16 protein-coding genes are annotated in these 16,143 nt (G+C 72.6%); 7 read left to right on the forward strand and 9 right to left on the reverse strand.

From position 1 onward, the window contains the following. Window positions 1–45: 45 nt before the first annotated feature. Window positions 46–489 (reverse strand): DUF6643 family protein, encoded by a 444-nt coding sequence (locus ACFSL4_RS26680; protein WP_381087980.1) that lies wholly within the window; start codon window positions 487–489, stop codon window positions 46–48. A 304-nt stretch (window positions 490–793) separates the two neighbouring features. Between ACFSL4_RS26680 and ACFSL4_RS26685 the strand changes: the two genes are divergently transcribed. Then, window positions 794–2,176, forward strand: coding sequence for a TerD family protein (locus ACFSL4_RS26685; protein WP_381087984.1), 1,383 nt, complete (start codon window positions 794–796; stop codon window positions 2,174–2,176). A gap of 10 nt (window positions 2,177–2,186) precedes the next feature. Here the strand turns inward: ACFSL4_RS26685 and ACFSL4_RS26690 are convergent, their stop codons facing one another. Beyond that, window positions 2,187–3,362, reverse strand: coding sequence for a glycosyltransferase (locus tag ACFSL4_RS26690; RefSeq protein ID WP_381087987.1), 1,176 nt, complete (start codon window positions 3,360–3,362; stop codon window positions 2,187–2,189). Window positions 3,363–3,420: 58 nt separating this feature from the next. On the opposite strand from ACFSL4_RS26690, the gene ACFSL4_RS26695 reads away from it, so the two are divergent. Next, a complete protein-coding gene (locus tag ACFSL4_RS26695; protein WP_381087990.1) occupies window positions 3,421–4,206 on the forward strand; it encodes a glutamate racemase in 786 nt (261 codons plus the stop codon). Between the two features lie 72 nt (window positions 4,207–4,278). Then, a complete protein-coding gene (locus tag ACFSL4_RS26700; RefSeq protein WP_381087993.1) occupies window positions 4,279–4,824 on the forward strand; it encodes a hypothetical protein in 546 nt (181 codons plus the stop codon). A 49-nt stretch (window positions 4,825–4,873) separates the two neighbouring features. Here ACFSL4_RS26700 and ACFSL4_RS26705 read toward each other — a convergent pair whose 3' ends face one another. Both ACFSL4_RS26705 and ACFSL4_RS26710 read right to left on the reverse strand, forming a co-directional pair. Beyond that, complete coding sequence (locus ACFSL4_RS26705) at window positions 4,874–5,941, reverse strand: O-antigen ligase family protein (RefSeq protein ID WP_381087996.1); 1,068 nt, start codon at window positions 5,939–5,941, stop codon at window positions 4,874–4,876. Between the two features lie 183 nt (window positions 5,942–6,124). Next, on the reverse strand, window positions 6,125–6,976 hold the full coding sequence (locus ACFSL4_RS26710) for an alpha/beta fold hydrolase (RefSeq protein WP_381088406.1): 852 nt from the start codon (window positions 6,974–6,976) through the stop codon (window positions 6,125–6,127). A gap of 162 nt (window positions 6,977–7,138) precedes the next feature. On the opposite strand from ACFSL4_RS26710, the gene ACFSL4_RS26715 reads away from it, so the two are divergent. The 4 genes from ACFSL4_RS26715 (at window position 7,139) to ACFSL4_RS26730 (ending at window position 10,606) form a co-directional block, all read left to right on the forward strand. Continuing rightward, window positions 7,139–7,390, forward strand: a complete 252-nt coding sequence (locus ACFSL4_RS26715; RefSeq protein WP_381088435.1) for a hypothetical protein — start codon at window positions 7,139–7,141, stop codon at window positions 7,388–7,390. Beyond that, the gene (locus tag ACFSL4_RS26720) at window positions 7,387–7,674 is read left to right on the forward strand and encodes a 2Fe-2S iron-sulfur cluster-binding protein (protein WP_465269766.1); all 288 of its coding nucleotides are present in this window, start codon (window positions 7,387–7,389) and stop codon (window positions 7,672–7,674) included. Before ACFSL4_RS26715 ends, ACFSL4_RS26720 begins: the two co-directional genes overlap by 4 nt. A 729-nt stretch (window positions 7,675–8,403) precedes the next feature. Next, window positions 8,404–10,011 (forward strand): hypothetical protein, encoded by a 1,608-nt coding sequence (locus tag ACFSL4_RS26725; RefSeq protein ID WP_381087999.1) that lies wholly within the window; start codon window positions 8,404–8,406, stop codon window positions 10,009–10,011. Window positions 10,012–10,102: 91 nt separating this feature from the next. After that, the gene (locus ACFSL4_RS26730; RefSeq protein ID WP_381088002.1) at window positions 10,103–10,606 is read left to right on the forward strand and encodes a hypothetical protein; all 504 of its coding nucleotides are present in this window, start codon (window positions 10,103–10,105) and stop codon (window positions 10,604–10,606) included. Here the strand turns inward: ACFSL4_RS26730 and ACFSL4_RS26735 are convergent. From ACFSL4_RS26735 to ACFSL4_RS26755, 5 genes are all read right to left on the reverse strand, one after another. Further along, complete coding sequence (locus tag ACFSL4_RS26735; protein ID WP_381088005.1) at window positions 10,596–11,489, reverse strand: STM4011 family radical SAM protein; 894 nt, start codon at window positions 11,487–11,489, stop codon at window positions 10,596–10,598. The genes ACFSL4_RS26730 and ACFSL4_RS26735 overlap by 11 nt on opposite strands. An 11-nt stretch (window positions 11,490–11,500) precedes the next feature. Then, window positions 11,501–12,883, reverse strand: a complete 1,383-nt coding sequence (locus ACFSL4_RS26740) for an STM4012 family radical SAM protein (RefSeq protein ID WP_381088008.1) — start codon at window positions 12,881–12,883, stop codon at window positions 11,501–11,503. Next, window positions 12,880–13,707 (reverse strand): STM4013/SEN3800 family hydrolase, encoded by an 828-nt coding sequence (locus tag ACFSL4_RS26745; RefSeq protein ID WP_381088011.1) that lies wholly within the window; start codon window positions 13,705–13,707, stop codon window positions 12,880–12,882. The genes ACFSL4_RS26740 and ACFSL4_RS26745 overlap by 4 nt, the downstream gene beginning before the upstream one ends. A gap of 76 nt (window positions 13,708–13,783) precedes the next feature. Then, window positions 13,784–14,947, reverse strand: a complete 1,164-nt coding sequence (locus ACFSL4_RS26750; RefSeq protein ID WP_381088014.1) for an STM4014 family protein — start codon at window positions 14,945–14,947, stop codon at window positions 13,784–13,786. Between the two features lie 142 nt (window positions 14,948–15,089). Continuing rightward, the gene (locus tag ACFSL4_RS26755) at window positions 15,090–16,046 is read right to left on the reverse strand and encodes an STM4015 family protein (RefSeq protein ID WP_381088017.1); all 957 of its coding nucleotides are present in this window, start codon (window positions 16,044–16,046) and stop codon (window positions 15,090–15,092) included. Window positions 16,047–16,143 lie beyond the last annotated feature (97 nt).

The raw sequence follows: 16,143 nt of genomic DNA on the forward strand, positions 1-16,143 counted from the left end.
GCCATCGTGTCATCCGGCACCGACGGCCCCATGCCGTGCGGCGGATCAGTATCCGCGGTACTGCTGCCCGTTGTTGTACGGGTCCTGGTACGGCGCCGGAGCCGGGCGCGGCGCCGCTGGGCGCATCGCCTCGTACCCCGTGCCCGTGGCCATCGGGCGTGGCGGCTGCATCTGCTGGGGACCCGGGTAGCCGCGCGGGCCCGCCTGCTGCGGGATGTACGCGGTCGGGGCCTGCTGCAGCGGCGCGGGCTGGGGAGCCTGCGGGTAGCCGTAGGAGGGGGCCTGGTGGGAGGGGCCGGCGGGCAGCGCGGGCAGCGCCGACGGCAGTGCGGGCAGATTGCTGCCCGGCGTCTCATAGGCGGAGGGAACCCGGATGGGAGCGATCTGCGGAGTGCCCCGCTCGGCGACGAGCGAGTCGTAGATCGGAGTGTCCGGGAAGGGCGACGCGGAGTAGTAGCCGCCACCATAAGTGGAGCGGGGGGAGGTCATGCCACATAAGTTAAGCCCACGATGTGCTGGTTGGGGAGACCGATAAGAGGGTTGTTTTCCGTGTCCTGGGTGACGTGGGATCCCCAATGCGAGCGAACTCGGCAAAAAAGGGCAGCAAACGGGGTTTGGATCGTGTAAAGGCCGAGTTCCGGGAGGGTTACCGGGGGTTGAGCGGAGGGTTGAGCGGCGGACTTCCGGTATCGGTCATGGGAGTTCGGCGCCCGGGGGAATAGGTTGGCCGGAACGGATGCAACGGACCGCCGGGCCTTCGGCCCCGGCACGGCGACACCTGATGGGGGCGGACATGTCAATGTCGAAAGGGTCGAATCTTCAGGTGCCGACGACGGCACTGCGCGTCGAATTGGGCTGGCGTTCCGGGCCGGGTGTGCCCGACGCGGACGCCTCGGCGCTGTTGCTGGTCGCCGGGAGGGTCCGCGACGACGGCGACTTCGTCTTCTACAACCAGGCCGCGCACCCCTCGGGTGCCGTCCGCCACGAGGGCAAGCGGGACGTGGGCGGCCAGGTGACGGACTCACTCCTCGTGGACCTCGCGCGTCTGGAGCCCGCGATCGAGACCGTGGTGCTCGCGGCCTCCGCCGACGGCGGGACCTTCGGGCAGGTGCCCGGTCTGTCCATCCGTGTGCTCGACGCGCAGCGGGGCACCGAGGTCGCGCGCTTCGACCCCGCCGCGACCGTCGAGACCGCGTTCGTGCTCGGCGAGTTCTACCGCCGCCAGGGGACCTGGAAGTTCCGCGCCGTGGGACAGGGTTACAGCAGCGGGCTGGAGGGCCTGGCCACGGACTACGGGATCACGGTGGACGAGCCGCAGCACGCGGCGCCCCCGTCCGCGCCCGTCACCCGTGTGGACTGGCCGACGCCGCCGGTCACCGTGTCCCCGCCGTCCCCGCCGCCCGCGCCGCCCGTCCCCGCGCCCGCACCGCCGGTGACCGCGCCGCCGCCCGTCGGCCCTTACGGGGCCACGCCGCCCGTCGGCCCTCACGGTGCACCGCACCCCGCCGGCCCGTACGCCGCCACGCCGCCGCCCACCGTCAGCCTCAGCAAGGTCACGCTCACCAAACAGGCCCCCTCGGTCTCACTGGCCAAGCAGGGCGGGACATCCGGTGCCCTGCGCGTGAACCTCAACTGGTCGACGCGCAAACAGTTCTCGGGATGGGGCAGGAAGCGCGGCCGGGCGGTGGCCATGCACGCGGACCTCGACCTGGACCTGTGCGCCCTGTACGAGCTCTCCGACGGCAGGAAGGGCGTCGTCCAGGCGCTCGGCGACGCCTTCGGCGCACTGCACCAGCCCCCGTACATCCACCTCGACGGCGACGACCGGACCGGCGCCGTCGAGACCGGCGAGAACCTCACCGTCAACCTCGACCACAAGCAGAGCTTCCGGCGCATCCTCATCTTCGTGACGATCTACGAAGGCGCCCGGTCCTTCGCCGACCTGCACGCCACAGTCACGCTCCAGCCGCAGCACGGCGCGCCCATCGAGTTCTTCCTCGACGAGTGCACGGTGCCCTCGACCGTGTGCGCGCTCGCCCTCATCACCAACACCGGCGGCGACCTGGTCGTCCAGCGCGAGGCCCGCTACCTGGTCCCGGAGCGCGGCGTCAGCCCGCAGCGCACCATCGACCACGCCTACGGGTGGGGCATGAACTGGACCCCCGGCAGGAAGTGACCCCGGCCGCTCACCGTTCGTCGAGGGCGGCGTCCGGACGAGCGTAGGTGCGGCCCTTCCAGGCCGCACCGCGCCCCCTGTAGTGCTGTACCGCCGAATCGACCGTCATGAGGAGGTACAGGGCCGCGGTCACCGGCAGCAACGGCGCCAGCCACAGCGGCTGGCGGTAGTAGCGCAGCATGGGGACGTACGTCGCCGTCATCACCAGTTTCGCGAGCCCGCCGAGCACCATCGCCGTGATGTCGCCCGTGGCGAGCCCGGCGACCAACGCCAGGGACGGCACCAGGTAGACGAGGACGAGCCCGAGCACCGTACCGGCGAGAAGCAGCGGACTGTGCCGGAGCTGGGCATAGGCACTGCGCGAGACCATCTGCCACAGGTCCTGCAGCCGTGGATACGGGCGCACGCTGTCGACCCGGTCGGCCAGCCCCAGCCAGATGCGGCCGCCGCTGTCCTTGACCGCCCGCGCGAGCGCCACGTCGTCGATGACGGCCTGCCGGACGGCGTCGGGGACCCGCGCCCGCTCGGCCGCGTCGGCGCGCAGCAGCACGCAGCCGCCCGCCGCGGCCGCCGTCCGCGACCCTTCCCGCGCGATACGGCGGAATGGATACAGCTGGGAGAAGAAGTACACGAAGGCGGGTACAACGAGCCGCTCCCAGAAGCTCTCCACCCGCAGCCGGGCCATCTGCGAGACGAGATCGAACCCGCCGGTGCGCGCCGCCGCCACCAAGGAACGCAAGGTGTCGGGCGCGTGCGCGATGTCGGCGTCCGTCAGGAGCAGATACTCGGGCGCACGCGCGCGTGCCAGTCCGATTCCGTGGCGCACGGCCCACAGCTTGCCGGTCCACCCCGCGGGGGGCTCGCCCGGAGAGCCGACCGTCAGCGGCAGTCCGCCGTGCCGGCCGGCCAGTTCACGGGCCAGCTTCCCGGTGCCGTCCGAACTGCCGTCGTCGATGAGGAAGACCTCGGCGTGCCCCGGATACTCCTGGGCCAGCAGCGTGGGGAGACTTCGCGGCAGGACGGCGGCCTCGTCCCGCGCCGGTACGACGACGCAGACGGACGGCCACGCCTGCGGGTCCCGGCGGGGCGGCAGCCGCAGATCCGTACGCCAGAAGAACCCCTGGCCCAGCAGCAGCCACAACCAGGCGGCCAGTGACACGGCGGTGATCCACACAAGGGCACTCACCCGTCGAAGTCTGCCCCATCACGGCGGCCCGCCGGGGCTCATCGTCTATCGTTGCCGGGTGAAGATCGCGCTGATGGACTCCGGAATCGGACTGCTGCCGGCCGCCGCGGCGGTGCGGCGTCTGCGGCCTGACGCAGATCTCGTGCTCTCCCTGGACCCCGACGGCATGCCCTGGGGACCGCGGACTCCCGAGGACCTCACACGGCGCGCCCTGGCCGTCGCCGAGGCCGCCGCGGCACACGAGCCCGACGCGCTGATCGTGGGCTGCAACACGGCGTCCGTGCACGCCCTGCCCGCCCTGCGCACCCTCCTGGAGCCGACCGTGCCCGTGATCGGCACCGTCCCGGCGATCAAGCCGGCCGCGGCGGGCGGCGGTCCGGTCGCGATCTGGGCGACACCGGCCACCACCGGCAGTCCCTACCAGCGCGGTCTGATCCGGGACTTCGCGGACGGAGTCGAGGTCACCGAGGTCCCGTGCCCCGGACTCGCCGACGCGGTGGAGCAGGCGGACGAGGCGGCCATCGACGCGGCCGTCGCGGCGGCCGCGGAACGCACTCCGGCCGAGGTCACGACCCTCGTCCTGGGCTGTACCCACTACGAACTGGTCGCCGAGCGCATCCGCGCCGCCGTCCAGCAGCCGGGCCGCCCCCCGCTCGTCCTGCACGGCTCCGCCGGTGCCGTGGCAGCGCAGGCGCTGCGCCGGATCGGGGCGGGCCCCGCGCCGGAGGCCCCCCGGGGCGCGGGGGTGACGGTGCTGCTCAGCGGGCGCGGAGGTCCGCTGCCCGGCGCGGCGCTGGCGTACGGCGAGGGCAGGCTTCTGCGGACGGCACTCGACGTGAGGTGAGTCATCGGTCTGGCCGGGGTGGCCGCCGCGCAACCGGGTGCCCGCGCTCCGGAACCTGGGTACGCTCAAGACATGAGGGACCACCCCCACGGTGACACGGCCATGCCCCCCGACATCTGGACGGGGAGGGCGACCAACCGCCTCCAGTGGCTTCTGTCCCTCGCCGGTGCGGCCTTCATGGCTCTCGGCATCGAACTGGCCGTCGACTCCGCCTGGACCTCCGGCATCGCGCCGCTCGTCATGTCCGTGGTGGGCTGCATCGTGGCCGGGCTGCTGGTCCTCTTCGGCACGCTCGCGTTCGTGCACGTCGCGGTGAAGGTCGACCACGAGTGCCTTGAGGTGCGCTGCGGCCACATCGGTGTGCCGCGCCGCCGCATTCCCCTCACGCATGTGGCCCGCGCGGAATTCGTCCCGCGGGTCACCCCGCGCCAGTGGGGCGGCTGGGGCTACCGCTGGCGGCCGGAGAAGGGCACCGCCGTCGTCGTGCGGCGGGGTGAGGGCATCGCCCTGCGCCTCTGGGACGGCCACACCTTCACGATCACCGTGGACAACGCCGAGACGGCGGTACGCGTCATCCGCGCCCGGCTGCGGTCGAGCCTGCCCGGCGCCACACACTGAGACGCCCGGGAGGACGACGCGCCATCTCGGCGCGACCCCGGGCGGCGGCTCACGGCTGCGACGGCCCGCTCCGCTTCCGCTGCCCCTCGTCCCTGAGCGGGCGTGCCGTCGCGATCCCGGCCAGCGTCCCGGCCCCCACCGTCACCGTCGTGAAACTCAGCGCGTTGCCGACCGACGCGATCACCGCCAGCGCGGTCAGGGCGGCGCCCGCCGTGAGGGCGATCGGCGTGGGTCGCGACGTGCGCCACAGCACGTACAGGACCCAGCAGAAGACCGCCACGAGCAGTGCCACCCCGATCAGCCCCTGTTCGGCGGCCTGCTGCAGGGGCGCGGAGTGGGGCTTGCTGTCGGGCGGGAGCGACTGGGCGGCCGTGGGGCTCAGTTCGCCGAAGCGCCCGGGCCCCGCGCCGAGCGCCGGATCCCGGCCGGTGAGGGTGAGCGCGTCGTGCCAGAGCCGTACCCGGTGCCGGCTGAACTGGTCCTCCAGCATGGTCCTCAGGCCCTGCGGCAGGGCGCCTTCGGCAACCGCCCAGGTCGTCCCCGTCGTCAGGGCCGCCACCAGGGCGAGCGCGGTCAGAGCCGGACCGCGGCGACGCGTCCGCCCGGCGGCGAGCGAGCACAGCAGCACGCCGGCGCACGCGGCGAGGCCCGTGGTGGAGCCGAGCGCCGCCGCGATCACCGCGAAGGCCGCGGCCGACAGCCCTGGCGCCAGGCGGTATCCCGGGGCTCCGGCTGCCCACGCGGCGCAGCATGCCGCTCCTGACGAGAGCGTCAGCAGGGCGGCGGTCGCACCAGTGTGCCCGAGCGGGGCGGCGAACTGCGGGCCCGCCGTGATGTGCGGCGCGGCGAGCGCGAGTCCGAGGCCGGTGAAGGCGCCGACGGCGGGGGCGGCGACGGGCAGCAGCGCGCCCAGGATCCGCCCCGACGCGTAGCCGGCGGCGACCGCGAGCACCGCGAGCAGCATGCCCTCGGGCCGGCCGCCGTGTGCGGCGGCCGTGATCAGCGCCCAGGCCGCGCACGCGCCGAGCAGCAGGACGCCCGTCGTGTCCGAAACGCTCCGTCTGTCGTCTTCCGTGTCCCCGGCCCCCGCCGTGGATGCCGTCCGCGTGCTTTCCACCCCGCCGCCCCCCTGTGACGGGCCCCGACGCTCGTGCCGTATCCGGCCGCACGTCAGAGGCTCGGGCACACGGTAACGGGTGATGCGCCGGTTTGTGGACGAGTTGCGCGGGAGCCTTTCCTGGCCGCCGCGGCCGTCACGCGGCGATGCAGCCGGCGCGGGCTCCTCGCACGGCGGCCGCGTTCATCGCCGCGCCTCGGTGCCAGGCGGGGGAGTGTGCGCTCGCAGATGGTCGAGCAGCAGGCGGTTCAGCGTCTCGGGCGCCTCCTCGGGTACCCAGTGGCTGACGCCCTGGAGGGTCTCGAAGCGGTACGGTCCGTCGACCCACTGCCCTGTCTGCTGCGCGGCCGCCGGCCCGAACGCGCTGTCCTCCGTGCTCCAGACGTACAGCGTGGGCACCTCGATGGGGCCGATCGCGCGGTCGGGGCGCCCGGCCCGGTACCAGTTCAGCGCCGCGGTGAGGGCGCCCGGCCGGGACAGGTGCCGTATGTACGCCTCGACGGCGGCCTGCGGGACCTTTCCGGAGTAGCAGGCGCGAAGCTCCTCGGCGCCGTCGGCGAGCATGTGCTCCTCGGTCGCGGGCGTCTCGCGCCAGTCGATCATGTAGCGCGATCGACCGCGCTGGTCCCGGTCGGTGCGCAGGGCGGTGGCCAGCGCGCCGGGGTGCGGGGTCGAGACCACCGTCAGGGTCCGTACGCGGCCCGGGTGGGCGTCGGCGGTCCACCACGCCACCGCGCCTCCCCAGTCATGGCCGACCAGGTCGAACGACGCCCAGCCCAGTTCCTCCGCGATGGCGGCCACGTCGTCGACCAGGACGTCGACGCGGTAGTCCTCGGGCTGTTCGGGGCGGACCCCGGGGGAGTAGCCGCGCTGGTCGGGTGCCACCACCCGGTGGCCGTGCGCGGCCAGCGCCGCGATCTGGCGTTCCCACGCCCGCCCCGTCTGCGGGAAGCCGTGCAGCAACAGCACCGGACGGCCGTCGACCGGGCCTGCCGCGATCGCGTCGAACACGCCCGCGGCGGTGGAGATGCTCAGCTCGTTCACGCTCCGCCCTTCAATACCAACTGGTCGGTCAGCCTTCAGTCGCCGGCGTGGATTGTCAAGGCCGAGGCGCGACGGCCGTCCGGGGCGGGTCGCCGTCCGGGGCCGGAAAGCGGCGTCGGCGAGGTCGTCACCGCGGAGGCCGCACGGCTGCCCGTGGGCGACCTCGCCTCCTCCAAGGCCATCTTCACGCTGACCCAGCAGACCCCCTACGACTTCGGCGTCGTCCCCCAACTGCTCGGCGAGACCGACAAGGGCTTCAACACCGGCTCCATGCGCAACATCCACTTGCCCAACGTGCGGTGCGCGCAGGAGCTGGTGGTGGACGAGCCGGCGGGCTCGGTGTGTGCCAGGCCTGCCCCCGTCACATCAACGGCAAGGCGTTCTACCCCTGTTCGGCGCCGGTGAAGGACATCGGGCCGGACGACGAGATCACCACCATCGAGGGTCTGCCCGCAACCGTCGGCAGGCCGCCGCACCCGATGCGGGAGGCGTGGCTGGAGTACGACGTCGCCCAGTGCGGCTACTGCCGGCCGGGCCGGATCATGACCGCCGTCGCGAAGGTCCGCCAGGCCCGGGAGGAAGGGCGCGAGGTCGGCGAGGCCGTCCTGGACGAGACCCGCGACGTCTGCCGCTGCGGAACGTACCACCGCATACGAGAGACGATCGCGGCCGCGGCGAAGAGGCGGTGAGGCGGGGGGCCGGAACGGGACGCGGTGAGACGGCGTGCCGGCTTCCGCCGGCGGCTGCCGCATGCCGTTCCCGCACCGACTCCCGGCTCCGCGGCGTGCCCGTCCGGGGATTCCCTGTGCATCAATTGACCATGGATTGCGAATTCTTGACCGGGCGTTTCCTTCATTTTTCCAACGGCCTTGGAATCGTGACGTTTATGGGGCCGAGAGGGCGATATGCGGCCTGCCGCCGCTGGTCTGCCGACCAGCCCGGGGCATCCGGTCACCTCCATCGATCTGACGCCTGACCAGTGATGACGGTCCTTCGGCGGGGGTGGTCGGCGTCGCGGACAGGGGAGGCGCGGCCACTTTTCTGTAAGAAGACTATGAGTCCCATTGACGTGAACCCGTCACTGCTGATTTGCTTCTCCGCGTCTGACAGCACATCACACGAACCATCAGCGATAACGCAGCGGAAATTCCCTCGCTGCTTTTCGCTTCCGTCCCGTCCAGTACGAGAGTTCCACGCGGAATGCAACACCGTGGGTGGGTTCCCCAGTTGCCGGGCGTACCGCCCGTGCAGCCACTCCGGTACCGATGCGGCCTCTCGTTCTGTCCTGCGGCGGAACCGGCTCCGGCGCAGACGGCCGGAGCCGGTATGCCTGCCGTGATGTGCCTCGTAGACGCCCCACGCAGTCGACCTCCGCCGGACCATGGCGGGGTCTGTACGCAGAAAGGATCCCATCACCCATGGGAGATCCCCACATCCGCGGCGCGGTCCGAGCGACCTTGACCGGTCTCGCGTCGCTGTCCCTTCTCACCGGTGTGGCACTGGCCTCCATACCCCAGGCGGAAGCCGCCACCCAGGCCGCAGGCCAGACCGCGAGATCCAACCCCTACAGCCCGTCCTACCAGCACCCGTACCGGCACGGCGCGATACCGACCATCCAGCGGCACGCCAAGATGAAGTCCTGGGCGGCCCAGCACTCCGCCGCCGCAGCGGCGACCGGGTCGAAGACGCTCTCCTACGGCGGCGGCGTCGACGGCATCGGCGTCCAGAGCGGTCACTCCAAGGTCTACCTGGTCTTCTACGGCTCCCAGTGGGGCACGCGGGGCACCGACGGCAATGGCGACGCCACGTTCTCCGGTGACCCGGACGGCGCGGCTCCGGTCGCCCAGGAGATGTTCAAGGACATCGGTACCGGCAATGAGCGGTGGTCCGCCGACCTCACCCAGTGGTGCGACGGGCCCAACGTGTCGGCGGGCGCCACCAGCTGCCCGTCCAACGCGAACTTCATCCCGTACCAGAGCGGCGGCGTACTGTCCGGCGTGTGGTACGACAATTCGGCCGCGTCCCCGAGTGCCGCGACCGGGCACCAGCTGGGCGCCGAGGCCGTCAAGGCGGCCGGTCACTTCGGCAACACCACCGCCGCGTCGAACCGCGACGCCTACTACGTCATCCTGTCGCCCCACAACACCAACCCGGACAGCTACCAGGGCAACTACTGCGCCTGGCACGACTGGAACGGCGACACCACGCTGACCGGCGGTGCGGTGTCCTCCTCCTACGGCGACATCGCGTTCAGCAACCAGCCGTACAACATGGACTCCGGTGCCGGCTGCGGCGTGGGCTTCGTCAACTCGCCCGGAACACTGGACGGGTGGACCATGACGCTCGGCCACGAGTGGCAGGAGATGATGTCGGACCAGAACCCGGCCGGCGGCTGGACCAACCACACCGGCAGCTCGTACAACGGCCAGGAGAACTCCGACGAATGCGCCTGGCTCTCGCCCGGCACAACCGGCGGGGCGGCCAACGTCACCATGGGCACCGGCACCTTCGCCGAGCAGGCGAGCTGGTCGAACGACACCAACTCCTGCGCCATCTCGCACGCGATTGTCGGGGGCGGCAGCAGCAGCGGCGGCACCCTCACCAACGGCACCTTCGAGACCGGCAGCCTGTCGAGCTGGACCACCAGCGGCACCACCTCCGCCAGCACCTCGGCGGCGCACAGCGGCAGCTACGGCGCGCGGGTCGGCTCGAGCAGCCCGACCAACACCTCCTCGATCTCCCAGAGCTTCACGGCGCCGTCCGGCACCAGCAAGGTCTCCTTCTGGTACAACGTCACCTGCCCGGACACGTTGACCTACGACTGGGCGACGGCCACGCTCCAGGACACCACGGCCGGCACCACCACGACACTGCTCGCCAAGACCTGCACCCAGGGCGCAGGCTGGAAGCAGGTCTCCGGCACGGTGACCGCGGGCCACAACTACACCCTCACCCTCACCAACAAGGACGACAACTACGTGGGTGACGCGACGTACACCTACTACGACGACGTGACCGTCTCCTGACCCCTTGCACGTCGTACGGTGGGGGCGGGTCACCGGCCCGCCCCCACCACCGTCCTTCCGGCCCGTCCGGGTGGCATCAACAGGAGGGCCCATGCCCCGTTCACCGGTCCGCCACCGCCCCGCCCGGTGCGCGCTGCGCGCCGGGCTCGCCGCCGTGGCCGCAGCCGCCGCGACGGGTGCCCTGGGCGGCTGCTCGTCCGGTCCCGCCGGACCGCCGGCCTCCCCGCCGTCGTCGAGCCGTCCCGCCCCGGCGGCCTCGGCCACACCCCCCTCCGGGCCGGTCGTCCTCGACGAACGGGCACGGGGAACCACGGTCCGCGTGCCCACCGGCACACGCGTCGTGGTGCGCCTGCACAGCACCTACTGGTCGACCCCCGCCGGCTCGGACCCGCGGGTCCTGGCCCCCGCCGGGGCCGGAACCACCCCGGCCGGCACCTGCCGGCCCGGCGGTGGCTGCGGCGTCTCCTCCGCGGAGTTCACCGCCCGCCGGTCCGGCACCGCGCTCGTCACCGCCCGACGCGACTCGTGCGGAGAGGCGATGCGCTGTTCGCCGGGCCAGGGACGCTACGAGGTCACCGTGACCGTCACCCCGTAGCCCGGTGATCGCGCAGGGGGAGCGGGGCGCGCGGCGGTGGGGCCGACGCCGGGATCCGCTCCAGGACACCGCCCGCGAACACGTCGTACAGCGGCAGCGTCTCCAGATGGACGTAGCCGATGTGGCAGTCGCACACGGAGCGGGGACAGGGACGCGGGCCCAGCGCCGGGCGGTATGTGCCATCGTAGAGATTGCCCAGTTCGGCGCGGACGAAGTGGCAACGGCGGACCGTGCCGTCACCGTCGACGGAGATCACGGACTCACCGGTGCGGCAGGGCAGGCCCGCGCTCGTGTGCGGGTACCGGCTGTAGGGGAAGAGCGGGTCCAGCGCGGTCCACCGGTCGGCCTGCGCGTCGTCGTAGGTGTGGCCCTCGGCGGCGTTGACCCACAGATACACATGCTCCGGCAGGTCGGCGCGCAGCCGTCGGGCCGCTTCGAGGTGTTCCGGCAGGCCGACGATGCCCACGCTGAAGCGGACCTGGCGGTCGGCCAGCTCCCGGCACTTGGCCAGGAAGCGGTCGTACGGGGTCTGACCCGGGTGGTACGTGCACCACAGGGCCAGGGTGCCGAGGTCGGCGTCGGCGAGCCAGTCGGTGCGGCAGCCGAGGTTGGTCTGTATGGCGACGCGACGGACATGGGGGTGGTGGGACAGCTCGGCCAGGGCGCGCCGGTACCAGGAGCGCACCAGGCCCTCTCCCCAGGGGGTGAAGAGGACCGAGAGGCGGTCGGTGGTCCGGGCCGCGGCCCAGTCCGTGAACCTTTCCAGGCAGGCACGGTCGGTGCGGAGCTGCTCCCGGCTGTCGCGGCGCTTGGCGAAGGGGCAGTACGGGCAGTCGTAGTCGCACGAGGCCAGCGGGCCCCGGTAGAGGAGGGTCAGGTCCATGTGACGTGGCCTCACTTCCTCTCGTAGGCGGCCATGGCGTCCCGCACGGCCGGTGAGAACAGCTCAGGACCGATCGCGTCGGAATGGGCCAGGCCCTCGGGGGTCAGCCGCAGGGTGGAGGTGTGCGGGCCCGCGTCCTTCAGCCAGCCCCTCTCGGCGAATCGGGTCAGTTCGCGTCCGAAGTCGTCGGCCGGTGCACGGCCGCCGAAACGGGCGCGGTAGCCGGCGACGTCGAGGCCCTCGGCCTGCAGGAGCGACTGCAGCAGATGGCGGCGTCTGGCCTCGTCCGCGTCGATGCGCCGTCCGTACTCGGCGTGGGCGAAGTCGCTGCCCGGGCGGGAGACGTAGTCGTCGATGATGGAGCGGATCTCGTGCATGCCGACCGCGTAGTCGAAGGAGTAGTGCAGCCCCGCGGTGTACGAACGGGCGCCGCAGCCCAGGCCGATCATGCCGTCGGTCTGGCACGCGTAGTCGTCCGCCCCCTGCGGCGGTGCGTCCACGCGGCGGAACATCCGCATGGACTGCTGGCCGTAGCCATGGGCGACGAGATGGTCGCGGCCCAGGCGGTACAGGCGCAGGCGCTGCTCGTCCCAGGCCGGGTCGGCGTCCCCGGCGCGGCGGCCGAGGCCGGTCAGGGGCCGGATGTAGAGGGGGTAGAGGTACACCTCCTCGGGGCGCCAGGCCAGGGCGGCGTCCAGCGACCGCAGCCAGGTCTCCGCGGTCTGTCCGTCGATGCCGTAGATCAGGTCGATGTTGAGCACCGGGATCCGGGCGTCACGGATACGGCCGAGGGCGGCCTCGACGTCGGCGCGGCGCTGCGGCCGTACGGCCGCACGGGCCTCGGCGTCGTCGAAGCTCTGCACCCCGAGGCTCACCCGGGTGGCCCCGCGTGCGGCCAGCACCTGAAGCCGGTCGGCGGTGGCCGTGGCGGGCGAGGCCTCCACCGACAGCGGGACGGCCCGCAGGTCGGCGCCCATGCGGTGTTCCGCGATGTCGCACAGCCGCTCGAGTTCGGCGGGGGTGAGGAAGGTGGGCGTGCCGCCGCCGAAGGCCGCCGTGGCGAACCGCACCGGTTCCCGTGCGCCCAGCGCCTCCCGCACGGCCGCCGCCTGCCGGTCCAGGGCGTCCAGGTAGGCGCCGGTCAGCCCGTCGGCGGCGCCGATGCGGGTGAACAGATTGCAGAATCCGCAGCGGACCTCGCAGAACGGGATGTGCAGGTAGAGGGAGAGGGCGTCCTTGGGCTCCCCGGCCCACAGCGTGCTCAGGAGCGGGCGGTCCGGGAGCCTGCGGTAGGCGGTCTTGTGCGGGTAGGCGTACACATAGCTCTGGTAGGGGCGCACCGGCGGCAGGCGGTCGCCGTGCGGGTGCGGGCCGGTCGTGGTGGCGGTGGTCATCGGGCGGCCTCGGCGGGAACGGGCGAACGCTCCAGGAAGAAGTGGGCGTAGGGCACGGTCCACACGGATGCGTGACCGATGCGGTGACCGGTGTAGCCGTCGTCGCCGTACGCGGTGCCGTGGTCGGAGCAGACGATGGCGAAGCAGCGGCGCCTGCGGCTCATGGCGGCGAACAGCCGGCCGATGTGCCGGTCGACGTACTCCAGGGCGGCGGCATGCGTCGTGCGTGAGTCGCCGTCCTCGCGTGTCGCGCCGGGCAGGTGGAACCAGTTGGGCTGGTGCAGGGCGGCGACGTTGACGAAGAGGAACAGGCGCCGATCGTGCGGCAGTCGGCGCACCACCCGCTCCGCGCAGGCGACCTGCGACTCGAACGACGTGGGCGAGGCGACCCCGAACTCCGGCTCCCAGTGGGACTCCTGGAACAGTCCGGGGAGCACCGAGCCGAGGGGGCCCTGCTTGTTGAAGAAGCCGACCCCGCCGATGCACACGGTGTGGTAGCCCGCCTCGGCCAGGCCGGAGACCAGGTCCGGGGTGTCATAGACATATGTGCGCTCGGCCGTGGTCTCGCTGCCCGCGAAGGCCGCCGCGAACAGGCGCGGGTGCGGGCCCGGCGCGGCGGGCGTGGGCAGGAACCCGGCGAAGATCGCCTGATGGGAGGCGTAGGTGAAACTGCCGGGAGCGTGCCGCTCCTCCCAGCGTCCGCCCGGCAGACGGCGGGTCAGATGCGGTGTGCGTCCGGCCTCGGCCAGGTCGGCGGCGACGTCGTGGCGCAGGGTGTCGAGGGTGACCAGGAGGATGTCGTGGCTGCCGACGATCTCGTTCATGTCCGGCTCGCCCGCCGCAGGGAGAGACCCGGGCACACCGGGACCACCGCGCGGGTCGTGTGGCAAGGGCGTCGGCTCAGGCGCTGACATGGATGTTTCCCGTTCTGTGCTGGTGGTGCGGATCGCTCCGGCGGGCGTACGGGACGGTGCCGGGCGCAGCGGCGGTGGTGCCGCGCAGGACGGCGGCCACCTGGGCCGCGTAGGTGTCGAGCCCTTCCGCCCCGCTGCCCGGCAGTCCCGTCAGCCGGGGCAGCAGGTCGCCGAAGGCGTTGACCTCACCGACCGCGACCCGGCGCCAGCCGACGGCGGGCAGCAGGTCGACACCGACGCACAGGGTGCGCGGGAAGCAGGCCGCGGCCCGCTCGCAGACGGCGAGGACTTCGGCCCAGCGGCCGCCCGCACTCTCGACGGCCTCCCGTGCGGCGTCGAGGTCGCCGCGGCTGCCGCCGAGGTGGAGGTTGGTCAGGGGCGAGGCGCTGGTGCGTACCACCGCGTGGGTGGCGCGGCCGTCCACGACGACGATCCGCAGATCCGCGGCACGGCCCCGCTGGGACGCCTTGGGCAGCCAGCGCTCCAGGTGCAGGCCGTCGGGGGCCAGCGCGTCCACGATCGCCGCGATGTGCTCCTCCCGTTCGTACCGGCGTACCACGAGGGAGTTGAACAGGCGGCTGTCCGGGGCGAGTTCGACGGAGGTGGTGGCCCGGACCCGGCCGCCGCCGGACGACTCGACGGCCAGGACGCCGGACGCCGAGGAGCCGTGCGCGGGCTTGACGAACAACCGCGGCATCCGATGGCCGCGCATCAGGGCGCGTACGTCGTCCCAGCCGCGCACCGCCGCGCCCTCGGGCCCCGACGTGGGCGACTCGGGTACCGGCACCCCGGCCGCGGCGAGGACGGCATGGCAGCGCCGTTTGTCGAACAGCACCGCCAGGTCGTCCACGTCGTCGAGGCGGACGCCTCCCCGCAGGCCGCGCAGCGCCGTCATGAAGCGGGCGTACCAGCGCGCCGAGCCCTCGACCCTGGTGGGGTCGGGTACGCCGCGCAGCAACAGGTCGACGACGGGGTTCTCGCCGGGCGAGTCGACCCGGACGACCTCAGCGTCGTCGAAGCGGGCTCCACCCGAACGCAGCGCCCACTCCCACGCAACGACGCGGGGCGCGGGCAGGCCGGCCGCGCGCACGGCCTCACCGAACAGGGCCACCCTGCGGTTCTCCGGATTGCCGACGACCGCGAAACGCACGCGCGCGCCGCCGTGATCCTTGTCGCCGTCCCTGTCCCTGTCTCTGTCCCTGTCTCTGTCCCTGTCCGTCTTCCTGCCCGTGTTCCCGTCCGTTCGCTTGCCCGTTTCCTTGTCCCGCGGCGCCGTGGCACCGGGGCCCGTGTCACTCCCCGACGGCGACATAGCGGTGCACCGTGCCGTCGTCGTCCTGGTTCTCGTCGGCGTCGTCCGGATCGAGGTCCACATCGACGCCCGCGGGTTCGAGCGTCTCCCGTATGCGCCGCCGGAGGGGCTCGCTGATGTAGTGGTGGTGCAGGTCGAGCGACGTCAGATGCGTCAGCGGCTGGCCCGCGAGCAGCGCGGCGGCGCCCTCGTCGCTCAGGGTGCCCATGGACAGGTCCAGCACGTCCAGTCGGGCGACCACCGGGGCGGCCGCGACCGCCGCGGCGACCTCGTCCTGGATCTCGCTGTTGCGCAGGGCCAGGTGGCGCAGGCGCGGAAGCCGCGCACCGGACAGGATCGGTTCCAGGTCGGACGCCTCGCTGTCGGCGCCGTACCAGGAGGTGCCCAGCCACAGGTCGAGGTGTTCCAGCGCGGGCAGTTCGCTGCCGCCGATGCCGCGCACGACGCCAACGGGCAGACCGCCGGTCTCCACGGTCAGTTTGCGCAGCCCGTCGTGGCGCAGCGCGGAGAAACCCAGTCCCGTTCCCCCGCGCACGCTGAACTCCTCCAACTCCGGGAAGCCGGCGAGGAGTCCGGAGACATCCGTCTGATGAATCCAGGAGATCTCACACTCCTCGAAGACGATGTCGCCGAGGAACAGCGCGCGGAGCGCGGGCAACCGGTCACGTGCCGCCAGCAGGGACTCCACCACGGCGGTCGGCGCCGTGTCGTACGCCTCCTTCCAGGCGCCGACGATGAGGGCACGGACCCGCGTCGTGTCGACCGCGGAGCAGAAACGGGCGAACGCGTCCTCCCACTCCTCGTCGGCGTCGTACACGTCGCTGGTGACGCGCCAGGCCACGGTGCCGGCTTCGGGTAGCTCCGCCGGCACGTCGGGGCCGGGGAAAGTGAAGGCGGGGAGGCCGTACAGCTCCTCCAGGTGGCTGCCGATGGTCATGCGGACTGCTCCTGACGTGCGGTGGGTTCGGTTCGGGGTGGTGCCGGGCGCGGTGATCCCGGACGCCGCGTGCGGCGCCGTCCGCGACGCGTGCAGC

Origin of the sequence: Streptomyces caeni (genome assembly GCF_042678285.1) — a bacterium.
GTDB classification, from domain to species: domain Bacteria; phylum Actinomycetota; class Actinomycetes; order Streptomycetales; family Streptomycetaceae; genus Streptomyces; species Streptomyces caeni.